The organism is Mixta theicola (assembly GCF_002895925.1).
Lineage (GTDB): Bacteria > Pseudomonadota > Gammaproteobacteria > Enterobacterales > Enterobacteriaceae > Mixta > Mixta theicola.
In genome coordinates, this window is sequence record NZ_NWUO01000007.1 from 171,299 (window position 1) to 187,479 (window position 16,181).

Here is a 16,181-nt window from a genome sequence, read left to right on the forward strand (position 1 = left end):
CGATGGGCGATCCCGCCGGTATCGGCCCGGAAATTATTGTTAAAGCGCTTTCTGCAGGGGAATTAAACGGCGCGCCAGCCGTGGTGGTGGGGTGCCTGGAGACGTTAAAGCGCGTGATGGCGCAGGGCAAGATCCCGCAAGTAAAACTGAAAGAGATTACCTCCGTGGCGCAGGCGCATTTCACGCCCGGCACCATCAACGTGCTGGACGAGCCGCTGGCCGATCCGGCGGGGCTGACGCCGGGCAAAGTACAGGCGCAGGCGGGCGATCTGGCCTACCGCTGCGTGCGGCGCGCGGCCGAACTGGCGCTGGCGGGCGAGGTGCAGGCGATCGCTACCGCGCCATTAAATAAAGAGGCGCTGCATTCTGCCGGTCACCTTTATCCCGGCCATACCGAACTGCTGGCGCAGCTGACCGACAGTAAAGATTACGCCATGGTGCTCTATACTGACCGGCTGAAGGTGATCCACGTCACCACCCATATCGCGCTGCGCAAATTCCTCGATACGCTGAACCAGCCGCGCGTGGAAACGGTAATCGGCATGGCGGATACCTTTTTACGCCGCGTCGGCTATACGCATCCGCGCATTGCGGTGGCCGGGGTGAATCCGCACGCTGGCGAAAACGGGCTGTTTGGCGATGAAGAAATTAACATCGTCGGCCCGGCGATTAAGGCGATGAAGGCGCGGGGCATTGATGCTTACGGCCCCTGTCCGCCCGATACGGTTTTCCTGCAATGTTATGAAGGCCAGTACGATATGGTGGTGGCGATGTATCACGATCAGGGCCATATTCCGCTGAAGCTGCTGGGCTTTTATGACGGCGTCAATATCACCGCCGGCCTGCCGTTTATTCGCACCTCGGCGGACCACGGCACCGCATTTGATATTGCCTGGACAGGTAAAGCGAAGTCTGAGAGCATGGCCATCTCGATTCAGCTTGCGATGCAACTTGCATAGGGAAAGATGAAAGGACAAAGTCGCCTCGACCAGATTATGGATTATCTGAAGGGTCATAATCTGGTTACCGTTGATCAACTGGTGACGGCCATCTCCGCCTCGCCCGCCACTATCCGCCGCGATCTGATTAAGCTGGATCGGGAAGGGGTCATTAGCCGGACGCACGGCGGCGTGACGTTAAACCGTTTTATTCCTGAACAGCCCACAACCTCAGAAAAAAGCCAGCGCAATCTGGCCGAGAAACAGGCGATTGCGCGCGCTGCGGCAGCACGGGTTAAAGCGGGCGATGCGGTGGTGCTGGATGCGGGCACCACCATGTTGGAGCTGGCGCGTCAGCTGACGCACCTGCCGCTGCGGGTGATTACCGCCGATCTGCATATTGCGCTGTTTCTTTCCGGCTTTCGGCAAATTGAAGTGACGATTATTGGTGGACGCATTGATGATTCCAGCCAGTCGTGCATCGGGGAACACGGACGCCGCCTGTTGCGTACGCTTCATCCTGATATTGCTTTTGTCAGCTGCAACTCGTGGAGCCTGGAAAAAGGGATTACCACGCCCACCGAGGATAAAGCCGGTCTGAAGCAGGATCTGCTGCTGAATGCGCGCCAGCGCGTACTGCTGGCGGACAGCAGTAAATATGGTTCCTGGTCGCTGTTTTGCGTAACGCCGTTACGGGCGCTGACGGAAGTAGTGACCGATGTCAGGCTAAGTGAAGAGGCGCAGGCGCTGCTCAAAACGGAAGATTTTGAACTAACGCTGGTGGATCCGCGGGCGAAATAAACGAAACGGGGCGGCTATTCCGCCCCGGTAAAGCGCTGGCTTTACTGCGTTTTCAGGCCGAAAGAAGGGATATTACGGCCATAGTAGATTTCACGCATCTCCTTCCACAACAGAGCGGTGATCCGCTTATGCTCCTGCGGGCTTAGCTCTTCCGGTCTGGTGTTGAACAGGTAATGTTTGAGATCGAATTCTTTCAGCAACATCTTGGTATGAAAGATGTTTTCCTGATAAACATTCACATCGACCATGTCATACATCGCCTTCATATCTTCCGACATAAAGTTCTGTATTGAGTTAATCTCATGATCGATAAAGTGCTTCACGCCGTTAACATCGCGGGTGAAACCGCGTACGCGATAATCGACGGTAACGATGTCAGATTCCAGCTGATGAATAAGATAGTTCAGCGCCTTCAGCGGTGAAATAACGCCGCAGGTAGAAACTTCAATATCAGCGCGGAAAGTACATAACCCGCCTTCAGGATGGCTTTCCGGGTAGGTGTGGACGCAAATATGACTTTTATCCAGATGGGCGACCACCGAACCTGGCAGCGGACCGGGATGCTCCGAATTATCAATATCTTTCGGATCGATCGGCTCTTCGCTAACCAGAATGGTGACGCTGGCACCCTGCGGTTCATAATCCTGACGCGCAATATTCAGCACGTTGGCGCCGATAATCGAGCAGGTCTCGGTCAGGATTTCAGTCAGGCGGTTGGCGTTGTACTGCTCATCGATATAAGCAATATAGCCATCGCGCTCGGCCTCACTGTTCGCATAGCAAATGTCGTAGATACAAAAACTCAGGCTTTTCGTCAGGTTGTTGAAGCCATGTAGTTTCAGCTTTTGCAATTTAGTTCACCTCCTTATAAATGCCCGATCGGTGCCGACAGCGCATTCAACAGATATTGCGGCAGAGCAAAGCTGCCCGTATGGATTGCCGGATTATAGTAACGGCAGTTCAGGCCTGCTGACGCAAAGCGCGCCTGCAGCGTGGCGGTATCAAGCTGACGCAGCGCCGGGTTATCGCTCGCCCAGGCAAAGGTCATAATGCCGCCGTAATAGGTCGGAATCGCCGCCTGATAAAAACTGACATCGCGGAAGTAGTGGCCCAGTTTGCGATGGCTGGTGACCGCTTCATCCTGTTGCAGGAAGCTAACGCCATTCTGCGCGACAAAGATGCCGTTTTCATTAAGGCAGCGTTTACAGCCCTGATAAAATTCAGAGGTAAACAGGCTTTCGCCCGGACCAACCGGATCGGTGCAGTCAGAGATGATCACATCAAACTTTTCGCTGGTTTGCGTGACGTAGTTCACCCCATCGTCGATCACCAGACGGAAGCGCGGGTCGTCATAAGCGCCGGCGCTGTGGTTGGGCAGATACTGACGGCAAAATTCGACCACGCCTGCGTCGATTTCCACCATCGTTATCTGTTCCAGCCCGGCGTGACGGCTGACTTCACGCAGCATACCGCCATCGCCGCCGCCGATAATCAACACCTTTTTGGCGTTGCCGTGGGCCAGCAGCGGAACGTGCGTTAACATTTCGTGATAGATGAATTCATCGCGCTCGGTGGTTTGCACCACGCCATCCAGCGCCATGACGCGACCGAAAGCCGCATTTTCGAAGATAATCAGATCCTGGTGCTCGGTCTTTTCACGATAGAGAATCTTATCTACCGTAAAATATTGACCAAAGCCGGCATGAAGCGTTTCATACCAAATTTCATTTTGGGCCATGGTGGGGCTCTCCTCAGAATAGCCATGAAAATTGGGCGGCACATCATAGCTAACTCTGGCGGGGGTTGCACGGTCAAATTAGCAGCAGGAGAGCACAGGACGGTGGATTACCTGACGTAAGCCAGCAGGCTGAGCGAATCGCGCGCCAATGCCTTACATTTCTTATCGTTAGAAACAGCAATTCCGCTCAGATCGCGATAGCTCTCTTCTCCCAATACTTTCATATTGTAGCTGGCATAGTTGGTTAGATCCCAACGGTTCTGCTGGGCAAAGAAAACCAGCGCCTTGCGGATTTGGGCATCAGGCAGATCCTGATAGCCGCAGTCATTTTTTAGATAGACAAATACCGCGGTCAGATCGGCCAGATCTTCCGCTTCCGATTCGCTAAGCGCAAAGCTGGTGGATGAGAAGCCAAGAAGTCCCGACAGCAACAGGACTTTGATGCCCTTCGTCATAATCATTCTCGAAAAATTGCAATAGGCTGACGTTAGCACAGTTATGAGCGCTCTTCAGGCCATTTTTACGCTTTGTGGTCATTTGTGCTAAAAATCGTCATATTCTGTATAGCCTGTGCTACTTCTTAACGGCAGGAGCGGGCAGCGGCAGGATCCATATTACGGTATGTTAAGCCTGTTTTTTTAACCGCACTTATCACCGATCGGGTGAAAAGCCTGCCAGTCTGGTCAACAGCAACTTATTGAAAAAAGATAAGAAAGCGCTTTAATTGCGAAGAGGCTCACAAAAACCGGGATGCGGGGAAATAATCGAGCCGTTTCTGATAGTCATGACAGCCTTTACCGGGAACATTCAGCGATTGCAGGCGCCTGTGTCGATTTAATGAAAAAATATGCGATTTCCGATAAAGCGGGGAAGAAAGAGGCGCTTGAGGGAATCGCAATTCTGGCACATAAAAACAAATTAAATGAAAATGTTATAAGAATATATGTCAGCCTCTTCTCATCCAATGGCGAGTATAAGGAAGCTATAAAAGTGCTGGAGTCACTCAACAAAGAAAGCCCTGCATCTGCCTTATTGCTTCAGGAATGCATGTTAAAAGACCGAATCCATCATCATGACCTGGCATGCTATAAAAAAGCGCTTTCTATAGCCGAAAATAAAGGTGTCAGAAATACAGACCACCTGATAGTTTTATATTTTTCAGGTGATAAAAGATTTAATGAGGAAAAAGAAAAGTATCTCAGCCATAACAGTAACGATTCAATAATATCGATTTTTGATAAGGAAAGGGATGCGGTTTTAAAAGAAATCTATCCAAACTAATATGACAGCCAGGCTTATCCGAAGGGCATCAGGGCTTCAGATTCACTATAGCATTCTTCCCACCCTGAACTTGACTTTGCCGTTGGGGCAAGGTTTAGGATAACGGCCTCATTGCGATAAAGGAAACCATCATGCAACGCCGCGACTTTCTCAAATTTACCGCCGCCCTGAGCGCGGCTGGCCTGTTCCCTTTCTGGAATGCGCGCGCGCTGGCGACAGGACGCCCGGCGCTGCCGATCCCCGATCTGCTGACGCCTGATATTCATGGTGCGGTGCGCCTGATCGCCCAGCGCGGCATCAGCCACTGGAACGGGAAAGCCGTGAATACCTGGGGCTATAACGGCGCGCTGCTGGGTCCGGCGATTGAAATGACGCGCGGCAAAACGCTAAAGGTACTGATGGAAAACCGTCTGCCGCAGACGACAACGGTGCACTGGCATGGGCTGGAGGTGCCGGGTGAAGTGGACGGCGGCCCGCAGGCAACGATCGCGCCCGGTGAGCAGCGCACGGTTTCCATTACTCCCGACCAGCCGGCGGCAACCTGCTGGTTCCATCCGCATCAGCACGGCAAAACCGGTTACCAGGTGGCGCAGGGTCTGGCCGGGCTGGTAGTGCTGCGCGATGAGGAATCAGAAAAGCTGCTGCTGCCAAAGCAGTGGGGCGTGGATGATATTCCGCTAATTTTACAGGATAAACAGCTAACGGCAGAGGGAACCGGCATTGATTACCAGCTGGATATAATGCGCGCGGCGGTCGGCTGGTTTGGCAATCTGATGCTGACCAACGGCGTTCCTTATCCGCAGCTGGCGGTGCCGCGCGGCTGGCTGCGTCTGCGGCTGTTAAACGGCTGCAACGCACGCTCGCTTAATCTGGCGACCAGCGATAAGCGCGCGCTATACGTTATCGCCAGCGATGGCGGCCTGCTGGCGGAGCCGGTACAGCTTGAGACGCTGCTGTTGCTGCCGGGCGAGCGTTTTGAAGTGCTGGTGGATGCCAGCGACGGCAAAGCGTTTGATTTACTGACGCTGCCGGTTAACCAGATGGGCATGACGCTGGCTCCGTTTGATGCGCCGCTGCCGCTGTTGCATATTTTGCCGCTGCGGGTGATGGCCAGCGGCTCGCTGCCGGATAAGCTGGCAAATCTGCCGCCGCTGCCCGCCAGCGATAATCTGCCTGGGCGCTGGCTACAGTTGATGATGGATCCTCAGCTGGATCGGCTGGGTATGCAGGCGCTGCAACAGCGGTATGGCATGCAGGCAATGGCCGGGCATGAGATGGCTGGGCACGCTATGGCCGGACATGAGATGGCGCAGCAACAGGGTGCAGCCGGTCACGATAGTCAGGCGATGGCGCATCAGCAGGCTTCAACCGGTCACGATCGTGCGATGGCGAATATGCCGCACCAGCCCACTTCCGGCTATGACTTCCATAGCGGCAACAAAATCAACGGCCTTGCCTTTGATATGAATAAACCGATGTTTGCCGTGAAGCAGGGCCAGCTGGAGAAATGGACGATTTCCGGCGAAGGCGATGCGATGCTGCATCCTTTCCATATCCACGGCACACAGTTTCGTATTCTTTCCGAAAACGGCAAGCCGCCTGCGCCGCATCGTCAGGGATGGAAGGATACGGTGCATGTGGAAGGCTGGCGTAGCGAAGTGCTGGTGCGCTTTAACCATAAGGCCAGCGCGCAGCAGGCTTATATGGCGCACTGTCACCTGCTGGAGCATGAAGATACCGGTATGATGCTGGGCTTTACCGTCGAATAACGGCGGGCCTGGCCGATCGCAAATTGCGCAACGGTTGAGCGTTACGCCATCCAATATGTCGCGGCTGGAAAAAACGGGTCTTTTCCGGCCAAAAGCCCTATACCAACGATCCGAACTGTGCGTACCTGCCAAATAGCGCTATTCCGGTCGGCCGTTATTGGATTGTGCCACGTCGGCTCACGCAACGGATTGATGGCGTATGGCTATGTCGATGTGCAGGGGGAGCACAACTTTGCAAACTGCAAAATTCGTTAAAAAAGCAGTGGGCTTTGCGCTGTGTTTTATCGTGGCGTTCGTTTTATCTTGCTACGGAATGCCTCTTTACTCGTTCACTACCTGGATAGTTGACCATTCCCATCAAATTTTCAGCCGCTATCAGGCTGATACCTACGAACCAGATTCAGATCCGGTTACGTTCCTTTCGCTGATTGTCGTCGTCGGTGTTTATGCGATGGCCCTTTACTGGCTGATAAAAATGGCGCTCAGAAAGTTAAAACGTTGACAGGCTACACCCCTCAAGATCTATTCCTCGCGCCTGCGGGGATAATCATCAGCGATGTTCTGAGTATATTGATGTGAGAATGTTTCCTACGCCAGGTAGTTTGGAAATATATGCTGATTTTTTTGCATAGTTAATAAAGGCAGGTGGGTAGCAGAAGCTAATTAACTTTGATATATATGATGGGTTTTCAGCCTTATCTGTCATGGAGCCATTAACTAATTACAGGAGTAATGATGTTAATTAAACTTCCTCGAGATACAAGCATTATCAGCTGGGTATTAGGATTCTATATTATCCAGCATAATTCGCTGCACATAGCTACACCGTGCGGGCTTACTATCGATATTATCTCCGCGCTGCTAATTTTCCTGGGGATTAATAAATCCTGTTATCTGTTGTCGGAGTTTTATAACTGGTATAAAGGGAATAGTGATAAAACTAATAATCCGTCACGGTAATAATTAATGCTCTGTATTCAAACGCAAAAAAGAGCGGTTTCAGTCAGAATACCGCCCTTTTTAATTCTATCCGCGTTCAGGCTTACGCCTGTTCCAGCGCCAGCCGTAAATCCTCAATCAAATCGTCGCTGTTCTCAATGCCGATCGACAAACGAATCGTCGCCTCGCCAATGCCGATACGCTGCCGTACTTCAGCAGGCACGCCGGAATGAGTGGTGCTGCCTGGATGGCTGGCAAGCGATTCGGTGCCGCCCAGGCTCACCGCCAGCTTAAACAGCTGTAGCGCGTTAAGGAAACGGAAGGCGGCTTGCTGACCGCCGCGAATATCAAATGAAAAGGTCGAACCCGCGCCGCTGCTCTGCGCCTGGAAGGTTTTGCCGGCAGCGGAATCCGTAGCCAGAAACGACAGATAGTGCAGCTTTTCCACCTGCTGATGATCGCGTAAAAAGCGGGCTACCGCTTCGGCGTTGCTGTTGGCCTTCTCCATGCGCAGCGACAGCGTTTCCAGCGAGCGGCCCAGCATCCAGCTGGAATGCGGATCCAGCTGGGTGCCAATCGCGCTGCGCAAGGCGCGTACCTGACTCATTAGCGCTTTACTGCCTGCCGCCGCGCCGGCGATCAGATCGGAGTGTCCGCCAACATATTTCGTCAGCGAATAGAGAGAAATATCCGCGCCGTGTTCCAGCGGACGCTGAAACAATGGGCCGAGCAGCGTATTGTCGCAGGCGATAATCGGACGGGTTCCCTGTTTTTCACCCATTTTATCCGCGACGCGGCGGATCAGAGCAATATCCACCAGGCTGTTGGTCGGATTAGCGGGCGTTTCAATTAAAATGACCGCCACGCGGCCGGCCGCTATCGCCCGATCGGCGGCTTCCTGCACTTTTTCCTCATCCAGACCGTCACTGAAGCCAACGGCCGCCACGCCAAGCTGATGAAAAGTTTTGCTGAGTAACGTTTCAGTACCGCCATACAGCGGCTGTGAATGCAGAATAACGTCGCCGGGCCGGACAAACGTCAGCAGGGTGGTAGAGATAGCTGACATTCCCGAAGAGAACAGAACGCTGCTTTCAGCTCGCTCATACACCGCCAGCCGATCCTCGACGATCTCGCTGTTAGGATGATTAAACCGGGAATAGACCAGCCCGCCGGATAAGCCTGCAGGCGGCTCGCGTCGGCCTGAGACATAATCGAAAAAGTCGCGACCATCTTCAGCGCTTTTGAAAACAAACGTTGAGGTCAAAAATACCGGCGGCTTAACCGCGCCTTCAGATAACGCGGGATCGTAACCGTAATTAAGCATCTGGGTTTCCGGCTGTAGCGGGCGGTTACCGATATGAGTCTTTTTAGTATGGGCTGCGCACATAATCTCTCCTGGCGATGAAGCCGTCTGGCATCATAAATTGAGCTTACGCTATCACAGCCGATCGCCGGCTAATAAATGACTTAAAGTTCTAACTTTAAAACTAAAAGCATAATTAAATAACGATATTTGGATGTTTAGCAGTCCGTATGTCTGTTTTTGCCAGTTGTAAACGCGGGTCACGCTGGGATATTTGCCGGACAAAATATGATAGACTTCGCTGCTTTCGACAGATGACGAAGCCTGAAGCTATGAAACACACCGTAGAAGTTATGATCTCCGAAGCGGAGATCCGCAATCGTATCGCCGAACTGGGGCAACAAATCACCGAGCATTACCGCGACAGCGGGAGCGACATGGTGCTGGTAGGCCTGCTGCGCGGCTCCTTTATGTTTATGGCCGACCTGTGCCGTACTATCGACGTCTCACACGAAGTCGATTTTATGACCGCATCCAGCTACGGCAGCGGCATGTCCAGTAGTCGTGATGTAAAAATCCTGAAAGATCTGGATGAAGATATTCGCGGGAAGGATGTGCTGATTGTGGAAGATATTATCGATTCCGGTAATACGCTGAGCAAAGTACGGGAAATCCTCAGCCTGCGCGAGCCTAAGTCGCTGGCTATCTGTACGCTGCTGGATAAGCCTTCACGCCGTGAAGTGGCGGTGAACGTCGAATATATCGGTTTCTCTATTCCTGACGAATTTGTGGTCGGCTACGGCATTGACTACGCACAGCGCTATCGTCATCTGCCTTATATCGGCAAGGTTGTCATGCTGGAAGAGTAATGCAGGCGATTGTGCTGCCAGAGACAGCACAATCGATTAAAGATAGCTGCTGCGGGAAAGGCTATCATGCCGACCCTGATTAGCGATGGCTTTCAGGGTGATTGAGCAGATTGGCAATACCGTGGCGGTAACGCTGTTCAAGCAGCTCGCGGTTGGTGGCGGTCACTTCCAGATCGCGCAGGCAGCCATCATGGATACCGTAAACCCAGCCGTGAATCATGACCTTCTGCCCGCGTTTCCATGCCGATTGCAGAATAGTTGAATGGCCCAGGTTATAGACCTGTTCCATAACGTTGATTTCGCAAAGCTTATCAAAGCGTTTCTCTGGCGGCAGTTCGCCAAGTAACGAGCTATGCTTGTACCACAAATCACGGATATGCAGCAGCCAGTTGTTGATCAGGCCCAGCTCCGGGTTTTCTACCGCCGCCTGTACGCCACCGCATCCGTAGTGTCCACAAATAATGATATGTTCCACCTCCAGTACCTCTACCGCATACTGCACCACGGAGAGACAGTTGAGGTCGGTATGGATCACCAGGTTCGCTACGTTGCGGTGTACAAACAGTTCACCTGGCTCAAGACCGGTTAAGCGTTCAGCCGGAACGCGGCTGTCGGAACAGCCAATCCACAAAAAGCGCGGTTTTTGTGCCAGGGCAAGGCGTTCAAAGAAGCCGGGATCTTCTTCGACCAGTAATTTAGACCATTCGCGGTTATTGCTGATGAGCTTATCAATATCTTTCATAATGGTTATCGATCTGTAAACAAGCAGAAATGCGTTGCCGTACTATAGGACAACATCCGACAATTTTAAACGTTAAAAACGACAGTTAACAAAACAGGGTAAGTAACTTTTCTATGACGTATGCACTGGAACTTGAAAAGCTCACCAAGACCTATCCCGGCGGCGTCCAGGCGCTGAAAGGGATCGATCTGTCGGTAGAGGCGGGCGATTTTTATGCGTTGCTGGGGCCGAACGGCGCCGGTAAATCAACCACCATCGGCATCATCAGTTCACTGGTTAACAAAAGCGGTGGTCGGGTTCGCGTTTTTGGTTATGACCTGGAAAAAGATGTGGTCAACGCCAAGCGCCAGCTGGGGCTGGTGCCGCAGGAATTTAACTTCAATCCGTTTGAAACTGTTTTACAGATTGTGGTTAACCAGGCGGGCTACTACGGTGTTGAACGTCGCGAGGCGCAGCAGCGGGCAGAAAAATATCTGACCCAGCTTGATCTGTGGAACAAACGTAACGAGCGGGCGCGTATGCTCTCCGGCGGGATGAAGCGTCGCCTGATGATCGCCCGCGCGCTGATGCATCAGCCCAAGCTGCTGATCCTTGATGAGCCGACCGCTGGCGTTGATATTGAGCTGCGCCGTTCAATGTGGGTATTTCTGAAAGAGCTGAACGCACAGGGCACCACCATTATTCTCACCACCCACTATCTGGAAGAAGCGGAGATGCTGTGCCGCAATATCGGCATTATTCAAAGCGGCGAGCTGGTCGAGAACACCTCAATGAAAGGGCTGCTCTCGAAGCTGAAATCGGAGACCTTTATCCTGGATCTGGCGGCGAAAAGCCCCTTGCCGAAGCTGGAAGGCTTCCAGTACCGGCTGCTGGATACCTCGACGCTGGAAGTTGAGGTAATGCGCGAGCAGGGGCTGAACAGCGTTTTCAGCCAGCTTAGCGCGCAGGGCGTGCAGGTACTCAGTATGCGTAACAAGGCGAATCGCCTGGAAGAGCTGTTTGTTAGTCTGGTGCAGGGGAAAACGGGAGGTCACGCATGATGCACTTATACTGGGTTGCGCTGAAAAGCATCTGGGCCAAAGAGATTAACCGTTTCGCCCGCATCTGGATCCAGACGCTGGTGCCGCCGGTGATCACCATGACGCTCTATTTTATTATTTTCGGTAACCTGATTGGCTCGCGCATCGGCGATATGCACGGCTTCAGCTATATGCAGTTTATCGTGCCGGGCCTGATTATGATGGCGGTGATCACCAACGCCTATGCTAACGTGGCCTCATCCTTCTTTAGCGCCAAGTTCCAGCGCAATATTGAAGAGTTGCTGGTGGCGCCGGTGCCGACCCATATCGTGATTGCCGGTTACGTCGGCGGCGGCGTGGCGCGCGGTGTCTGCGTAGGGATTCTGGTTACGGCCGTGTCGCTTTTCTTTGTGCCGTTCCACGTGCATTCCTGGCTGATGGTGGCGGTTACGCTGCTGCTGACGGCGATTATGTTTTCACTGGCGGGCCTGCTGAATGCGGTATTTGCGCGCACGTTCGACGACATTAGCCTGATCCCGACCTTTGTCCTGACGCCGTTAACCTATCTGGGCGGGGTGTTTTATTCACTGACGCTGCTGCCGCCGTTCTGGCAGGCGGTATCGAAGCTGAATCCGGTGGTCTACATGATTAGCGGCTTCCGCTATGGCTTTTTAGGCATCAATGATGTTCCGCTGGTGTTCACGCTTTCGGTGCTGATCGCCTTTATCGTGGTGTTTTATCTTCTCGCCTGGACGCTGATACAGCGCGGACGCGGCTTACGCACCTGATTCTTGCTGAACGCGCTCTTTGGAGCGCGTTTTTACTGCGCCTTCCGTTGGCCGCCATCCCGCCGGTTCATCCGCTGCACAATGAATAGGGCAAAGCGCCGCACGCTTTAAGTTAATGTCGTTGTTCTGTCGCCGGGGCGGCGGCAATATCAACAGGCCGTTATTTAAATCAGAGCGGAGAGAAAAAAGTTAAAATAAAGAAGCCGGGGCTTACTGTTATTTAACCACGGCAAAATTCTCCGGCAATAAATCATATTTTTTCGATAGTACTTCAAAAATAGCACCTATACTTTCACTGCCAGCTTCGTCTGGAAAGGAATATTATCTGTCCGGGATAACAGATACCGGAAGATGAAAAGTTCATTTTAAAACAGTAAGGAGACTAAAAATGAAAGTATTAAATAATAATGAGCTGGCGCAGGTTTCTGGCGGCATCCTCACCATTAACGGTGGATCGGTGTTTTCATGGCTGGAGCAGCTGATGCATAAACTGCAAGGTATTCAGCCGCTGTCTCAGCTGGTGGTTGAAAACCCGCAGGGCCCGGCTGAAAATCTGCTGGATATGGTTGATCATCTTTTCTCCGTTGACCCGCTGCAAAAATAACGCACGTACAGGTTAAATCGCCTCGTTTAAAAGTGGTGATAAGCCCGGAAATAAAGCGTTATTAATTCACAGAGCAGGATAATTTATTATTACTGCATTGATAAGAGCCAGCTAACGCTGGCTCTTTTTTATCAGGCAACCTGCACCGGGACGGCTTTCGCCAGGCGTTTCATTTGATTATCACCTTCGAAATAGGCGACTTTGGGCTGCCACTGATGCGTTTCTTCGTCCGGCATCTGTACATTGGAACAGATAATCAGAATATCGCCTTCGCAGGCGCAGCGGGCCGCCGCGCCGTTAACAGAGATAATTCTACATGCTTAGCGGCTTTCGCTATGGCTTTTTAGGCATCAACGATGTTCCGCTGGTGTTTACGCTTTCGGTGCTGATCGCCTTTATCGTGGTGTTTTATCTTCTCGCCTGGACGCTAATACAGCGCGGACGCGGCTTACGCACCTGATTCTTGCTGAACGCGCTCTTCGGAGCGCGTTTTTACTGCGCCTTCCGTTGGCCGCCATCTCGCCGGTTCATCCGCTGCACAATGAATAGGGCAAAACGCCGCACGCTTTAAGTTAATGTCGTTGCTCTGTCGCCGGGGCGACGGCACTATCAACAGGCCGTTATTTAAATCAGAGTGCAAAGAAAAATTATAAATTAAAGATGTCGGGATTTACTGTTATTTAAACCTGATAAAATTCTCCGGCAATAAATCGTACTTTTTCGATAGTATCCCAAAAAATAATACCTATACTCTCTCTGCCAGCTTCGTCTGGAAAAGAATATTATCTGTTCGGGATAAGATATGCCGGAAGATGAGAAGAACACTTTAAACATAGTAAGGAGACTAAAAATGAAAGTATTAAATAATAATGAGCTGGCGCAGGTTTCTGGCGGCCTCTCCAACTTTGACGTATACCCATTCCCGCTCCCAATCTTCGTGCTGGATCCGGCGTTTCGTCCAGTGAGCGGTATCCAGCCGCTGCCTGATGTGGTGCATAACTTCCTGCCGGGCACAATTGATTCAATTTTATTCGGTGATTCGATGGTTACGGCTGGTGGCATACAGGAGATTGTTGATCCAATGTTCTCCGTTAAGCCGCGCAATTAATTAATGCCCATGGATTTTAAATCGCCTCGTTTAAAAGAGGCGACCGAAATAAAGCGCTATGAGTTCAGGATAATTTATTAGCGCATTGATAAGAGCCAGCTAATACTGGCTCTGTTTTATCAGGCAACCTGCACCGGGACGGCTTTCGCCAGGCGTTTCATTTGATTATCACCTTCGAAATAGGCGACTTTGGGCTGCCACTGGCGCGCTTCTTCGTCCGGCATCTGTACATAGGAACAGATAATCAGAATATCGCCTTCGCAGGCGCAGCGGGCCGCCGCGCCGTTAACGGAAATAATTTTCGAACCGCGTTCAGCGGCAATCGCGTAGGTGGAGAAACGCTGACCGTTGGTCACGTTATAAATATCGATCGCCTCGTACTGAAGAATTCCGGAAGCGTCGAGGAACTCCTGGTCAATGGCGCAGGAACCTTCGTAATGCAAGTCAGCCTGAGTGACTTTCACCCGATGCAGCTTGCCTTGCAGCATGGTGCGTACCATATCTCTGTTACCTTGTTCTGCAACAAATCAAAAGATGAGCGACAGTATTCATAGATTACCGACGCTTGTCTACTGGGTTAGATCGACCGTCTGATTATCGATCAGTCGGGCTTTGCCCAGCCATGCGGCCATCAGAATAACCGCCCGCTGGCTGTCCACATTTAGCGGCAGCAGCGTGTCGGCATCGCAAATCGCCAGGCCATCCGGCGTTAATCCTTTATCGCGCAGTTCGGCTTCGGCGCTTTCGATAATCTCTTCGATATGACGCTCGCCGTTGGCCAGCTTAGCTGCCATCGCTTTCATTATCTGGCTCAGCGCCGGCGCCAGCTTACGCTCATCGGCGGTCAGATAGCCGTTGCGCGAACTGAGCGCCAGGCCATCTTTCGCACGTACCGTTGGCACGCCGATAATATCGATGTCGTACCCCATATCCGCCACCATCTTGCGGATCAGCGCCAGCTGTTGATAATCCTTTTCGCCGAAGCAGGCCAGATTCGGCTGCACCAGGTTAAACAGCTTGCTCACGATGGTTGAAACGCCACGGAAATGGCCGGGGCGGCTGGCGCCTTCCAGCAGGGCAGAGAGGCCCGGCACCTCGACAAAGGTCTGGGTATCCAGCCCTTTGGGATAGACATCGGCAGGAGCCGGAGCAAACACCAGATCAACGCGCGCACGGTTCAGCTTTTCACAGTCTTCCTGCAGCGTGCGCGGATAGCGCGCCAAATCGTCAGCGCGATCGAACTGCATCGGATTAACAAAAATGCTCACCACGACGATGTCGGCGCGCTCGCGGGCTTCATCCACCAGCGTCATATGACCTTCATGCAGGTTGCCCATCGTCGGCACCAGCGCAATGCGTTTGCCTTCCTGACGCCAGCGCCTGATTTCACGGCGCAGCATCGGCAACGTTTCGATAATCAACACGGACTTTCTCCTGTTCACTGGAAACTGTGCTCAGCGGCGGGGTAGCTTGCCTCTTCCACTTCCTGAATATACTGGCGCACGGCAGCGCGAATATCACCGGTTTCGGCAAGGAAATTTTTAGCAAATTTAGGAATATGACCGCCGGTAATACCCAGGGCGTCATGCATAACGAGGATCTGGCCGTCGGTAACGTTACCGGCGCCGATACCAATAACCGGTATGCGCAGCGCCTCGGTTACGCGCTGCGCCAGCGCCACCGGCACGCATTCCAGCACCATCAGCTGGGCACCGGCGGCCTCCAGCGCCTGCGCGTCGGCAAGCAGACGATCCGCCGCTTCGCTGTCGCGTCCCTGTACTTTATAACCGCCAAAGATATTAACCGACTGCGGCGTTAAGCCCAGATGACCGCACACCGGCACCGCGCGATCCGTTAGGATGCGCACGGTTTCCGCCAGCCAGGCGCCGCCTTCCAGCTTCACCATATTGGCACCGGCGCGCATCAGCTGGCCCGCATTTTCACAGGTCTGTTGCGGCGTGGCGTAACTCATAAACGGCAGATCGGCGAGCAGCAGGCAGTGCGGCGCGCCACGGCGTACCGCTGCGGTATGCCAGGCGATATCCTCGACGGTAACCGGCAGGGTGGATTCGTATCCCATAACCGTCATGCCCAGCGAGTCGCCAACCAGCATGACCTTTATGCCTTCATCGGCGAAAAGCCGGGCAAAGCTGAAGTCGTAGGCGGTGATCGAGGCGAATTTTTTACCTGCCTGTTTCAACTGGCACAGGTGCGAAATGGTGGTAGGTTTCATGACTTTCTCAACGTCAACGTTCTGGTTGGCGAAGTGTAAATGATCGGCG

The 16,181-nt window shown here is 52.7% G+C and carries 18 protein-coding genes and 2 pseudogenes; 11 read left to right on the top strand and 9 right to left on the bottom strand.

The window, feature by feature from the left end; all coding sequences use genetic code 11:
* Positions 1-2 precede the first annotated feature (2 nt).
* Positions 3-959, top strand: a complete 957-nt coding sequence (locus COO59_RS11395; protein ID WP_240614129.1) for a D-threonate 4-phosphate dehydrogenase — start codon at positions 3-5, stop codon at positions 957-959.
* Positions 960-965: 6 nt separating this feature from the next.
* Entirely contained in the window at positions 966-1,739 is a 774-nt protein-coding gene (locus COO59_RS11400; protein ID WP_103059909.1) for a DeoR/GlpR family DNA-binding transcription regulator, read from the top strand.
* A 41-nt stretch (positions 1,740-1,780) separates the two neighbouring features.
* On the opposite strand, the gene speD is transcribed toward COO59_RS11400, so the two are convergent.
* The 3 genes from speD to COO59_RS11415 form a co-directional block, all read right to left on the bottom strand.
* A complete protein-coding gene (gene speD, locus COO59_RS11405) occupies positions 1,781-2,590 on the bottom strand; it encodes an adenosylmethionine decarboxylase (RefSeq protein WP_103059910.1) in 810 nt (269 codons plus the stop codon).
* A 14-nt stretch (positions 2,591-2,604) separates the two neighbouring features.
* The gene (gene speE / locus COO59_RS11410) at positions 2,605-3,477 is read right to left on the bottom strand and encodes a polyamine aminopropyltransferase (RefSeq protein WP_103059911.1); all 873 of its coding nucleotides are present in this window, start codon (positions 3,475-3,477) and stop codon (positions 2,605-2,607) included.
* A 107-nt stretch (positions 3,478-3,584) separates the two neighbouring features.
* Complete coding sequence (locus COO59_RS11415; RefSeq protein WP_103059993.1) at positions 3,585-3,932, bottom strand: YacC family pilotin-like protein; 348 nt, start codon at positions 3,930-3,932, stop codon at positions 3,585-3,587.
* A 295-nt stretch (positions 3,933-4,227) separates the two neighbouring features.
* Between COO59_RS11415 and COO59_RS11420 the strand changes: the two genes are divergently transcribed.
* The 3 genes from COO59_RS11420 to COO59_RS11435 all read left to right on the top strand — a co-directional run bounded on the left by COO59_RS11420 (position 4,228) and on the right by COO59_RS11435 (position 7,029).
* The gene (locus COO59_RS11420) at positions 4,228-4,758 is read left to right on the top strand and encodes a hypothetical protein (protein ID WP_133158605.1); all 531 of its coding nucleotides are present in this window, start codon (positions 4,228-4,230) and stop codon (positions 4,756-4,758) included.
* A 131-nt stretch (positions 4,759-4,889) separates the two neighbouring features.
* Entirely contained in the window at positions 4,890-6,527 is a 1,638-nt protein-coding gene (cueO, locus tag COO59_RS11425; RefSeq protein ID WP_103059913.1) for a multicopper oxidase CueO, read from the top strand.
* 199 nt (positions 6,528-6,726) lie between these two features.
* Positions 6,727-7,029, top strand: coding sequence for a hypothetical protein (locus tag COO59_RS11435; protein ID WP_240614128.1), 303 nt, complete (start codon positions 6,727-6,729; stop codon positions 7,027-7,029).
* 540 nt (positions 7,030-7,569) lie between these two features.
* Here COO59_RS11435 and COO59_RS11445 read toward each other — a convergent pair.
* On the bottom strand, positions 7,570-8,853 hold the full coding sequence (locus COO59_RS11445; protein WP_103059916.1) for a cystathionine gamma-synthase family protein: 1,284 nt from the start codon (positions 8,851-8,853) through the stop codon (positions 7,570-7,572).
* 248 nt (positions 8,854-9,101) lie between these two features.
* Between COO59_RS11445 and hpt the strand changes: the two genes are divergently transcribed.
* Positions 9,102-9,638 carry a hypoxanthine phosphoribosyltransferase gene (gene hpt / locus COO59_RS11450; protein WP_103059917.1) on the top strand — a complete coding sequence of 179 codons (537 nt, stop codon included), beginning with the start codon at positions 9,102-9,104 and terminating at the stop codon, positions 9,636-9,638.
* Between the two features lie 79 nt (positions 9,639-9,717).
* Here hpt and can read toward each other — a convergent pair whose 3' ends face one another.
* A complete protein-coding gene (can, locus tag COO59_RS11455; protein WP_103059918.1) occupies positions 9,718-10,380 on the bottom strand; it encodes a carbonate dehydratase in 663 nt (220 codons plus the stop codon).
* A 113-nt stretch (positions 10,381-10,493) separates the two neighbouring features.
* Between can and COO59_RS11460 the strand changes: the two genes are divergently transcribed.
* The 3 genes from COO59_RS11460 to COO59_RS11470 all read left to right on the top strand — a co-directional run bounded on the left by COO59_RS11460 (position 10,494) and on the right by COO59_RS11470 (position 12,791).
* A complete protein-coding gene (locus COO59_RS11460; protein ID WP_103059919.1) occupies positions 10,494-11,420 on the top strand; it encodes an ABC transporter ATP-binding protein in 927 nt (308 codons plus the stop codon).
* Complete coding sequence (locus tag COO59_RS11465) at positions 11,417-12,187, top strand: ABC transporter permease (protein ID WP_103059920.1); 771 nt, start codon at positions 11,417-11,419, stop codon at positions 12,185-12,187. The genes COO59_RS11460 and COO59_RS11465 overlap by 4 nt, the downstream gene beginning before the upstream one ends.
* Before the next feature lie 388 nt (positions 12,188-12,575).
* A complete protein-coding gene (locus COO59_RS11470; protein WP_103059921.1) occupies positions 12,576-12,791 on the top strand; it encodes a bacteriocin in 216 nt (71 codons plus the stop codon).
* 131 nt (positions 12,792-12,922) lie between these two features.
* On the opposite strand, the pseudogene COO59_RS11475 reads toward COO59_RS11470, so the two are convergent.
* A pseudogene (locus COO59_RS11475) lies at positions 12,923-13,105 on the bottom strand (aspartate 1-decarboxylase); the annotation flags it as partial.
* On the opposite strand from COO59_RS11475, the pseudogene COO59_RS11480 reads away from it, so the two are divergent.
* Positions 13,105-13,251 (top strand): annotated as a pseudogene (locus tag COO59_RS11480) (ABC transporter permease); the annotation flags it as partial. The pseudogenes COO59_RS11475 and COO59_RS11480 sit on opposite strands and share 1 nt — an antisense overlap.
* Before the next feature lie 390 nt (positions 13,252-13,641).
* On the top strand, positions 13,642-13,899 hold the full coding sequence (locus COO59_RS11485) for a bacteriocin (protein ID WP_165786511.1): 258 nt from the start codon (positions 13,642-13,644) through the stop codon (positions 13,897-13,899).
* Positions 13,900-14,018: 119 nt separating this feature from the next.
* Here COO59_RS11485 and panD read toward each other — a convergent pair whose 3' ends face one another.
* From panD to panB, 3 genes are all read right to left on the bottom strand, one after another.
* A complete protein-coding gene (gene panD, locus COO59_RS11490) occupies positions 14,019-14,399 on the bottom strand; it encodes an aspartate 1-decarboxylase (protein WP_103059924.1) in 381 nt (126 codons plus the stop codon).
* A gap of 69 nt (positions 14,400-14,468) precedes the next feature.
* Complete coding sequence (gene panC, locus COO59_RS11495; protein WP_103059925.1) at positions 14,469-15,323, bottom strand: pantoate--beta-alanine ligase; 855 nt, start codon at positions 15,321-15,323, stop codon at positions 14,469-14,471.
* A 14-nt stretch (positions 15,324-15,337) separates the two neighbouring features.
* Positions 15,338-16,132: a 3-methyl-2-oxobutanoate hydroxymethyltransferase gene (gene panB / locus COO59_RS11500; protein WP_103059926.1), complete on the bottom strand. Its 795-nt coding sequence runs from the start codon at positions 16,130-16,132 to the stop codon at positions 15,338-15,340.
* Between the last annotated feature and the right edge of the window lie 49 nt (positions 16,133-16,181).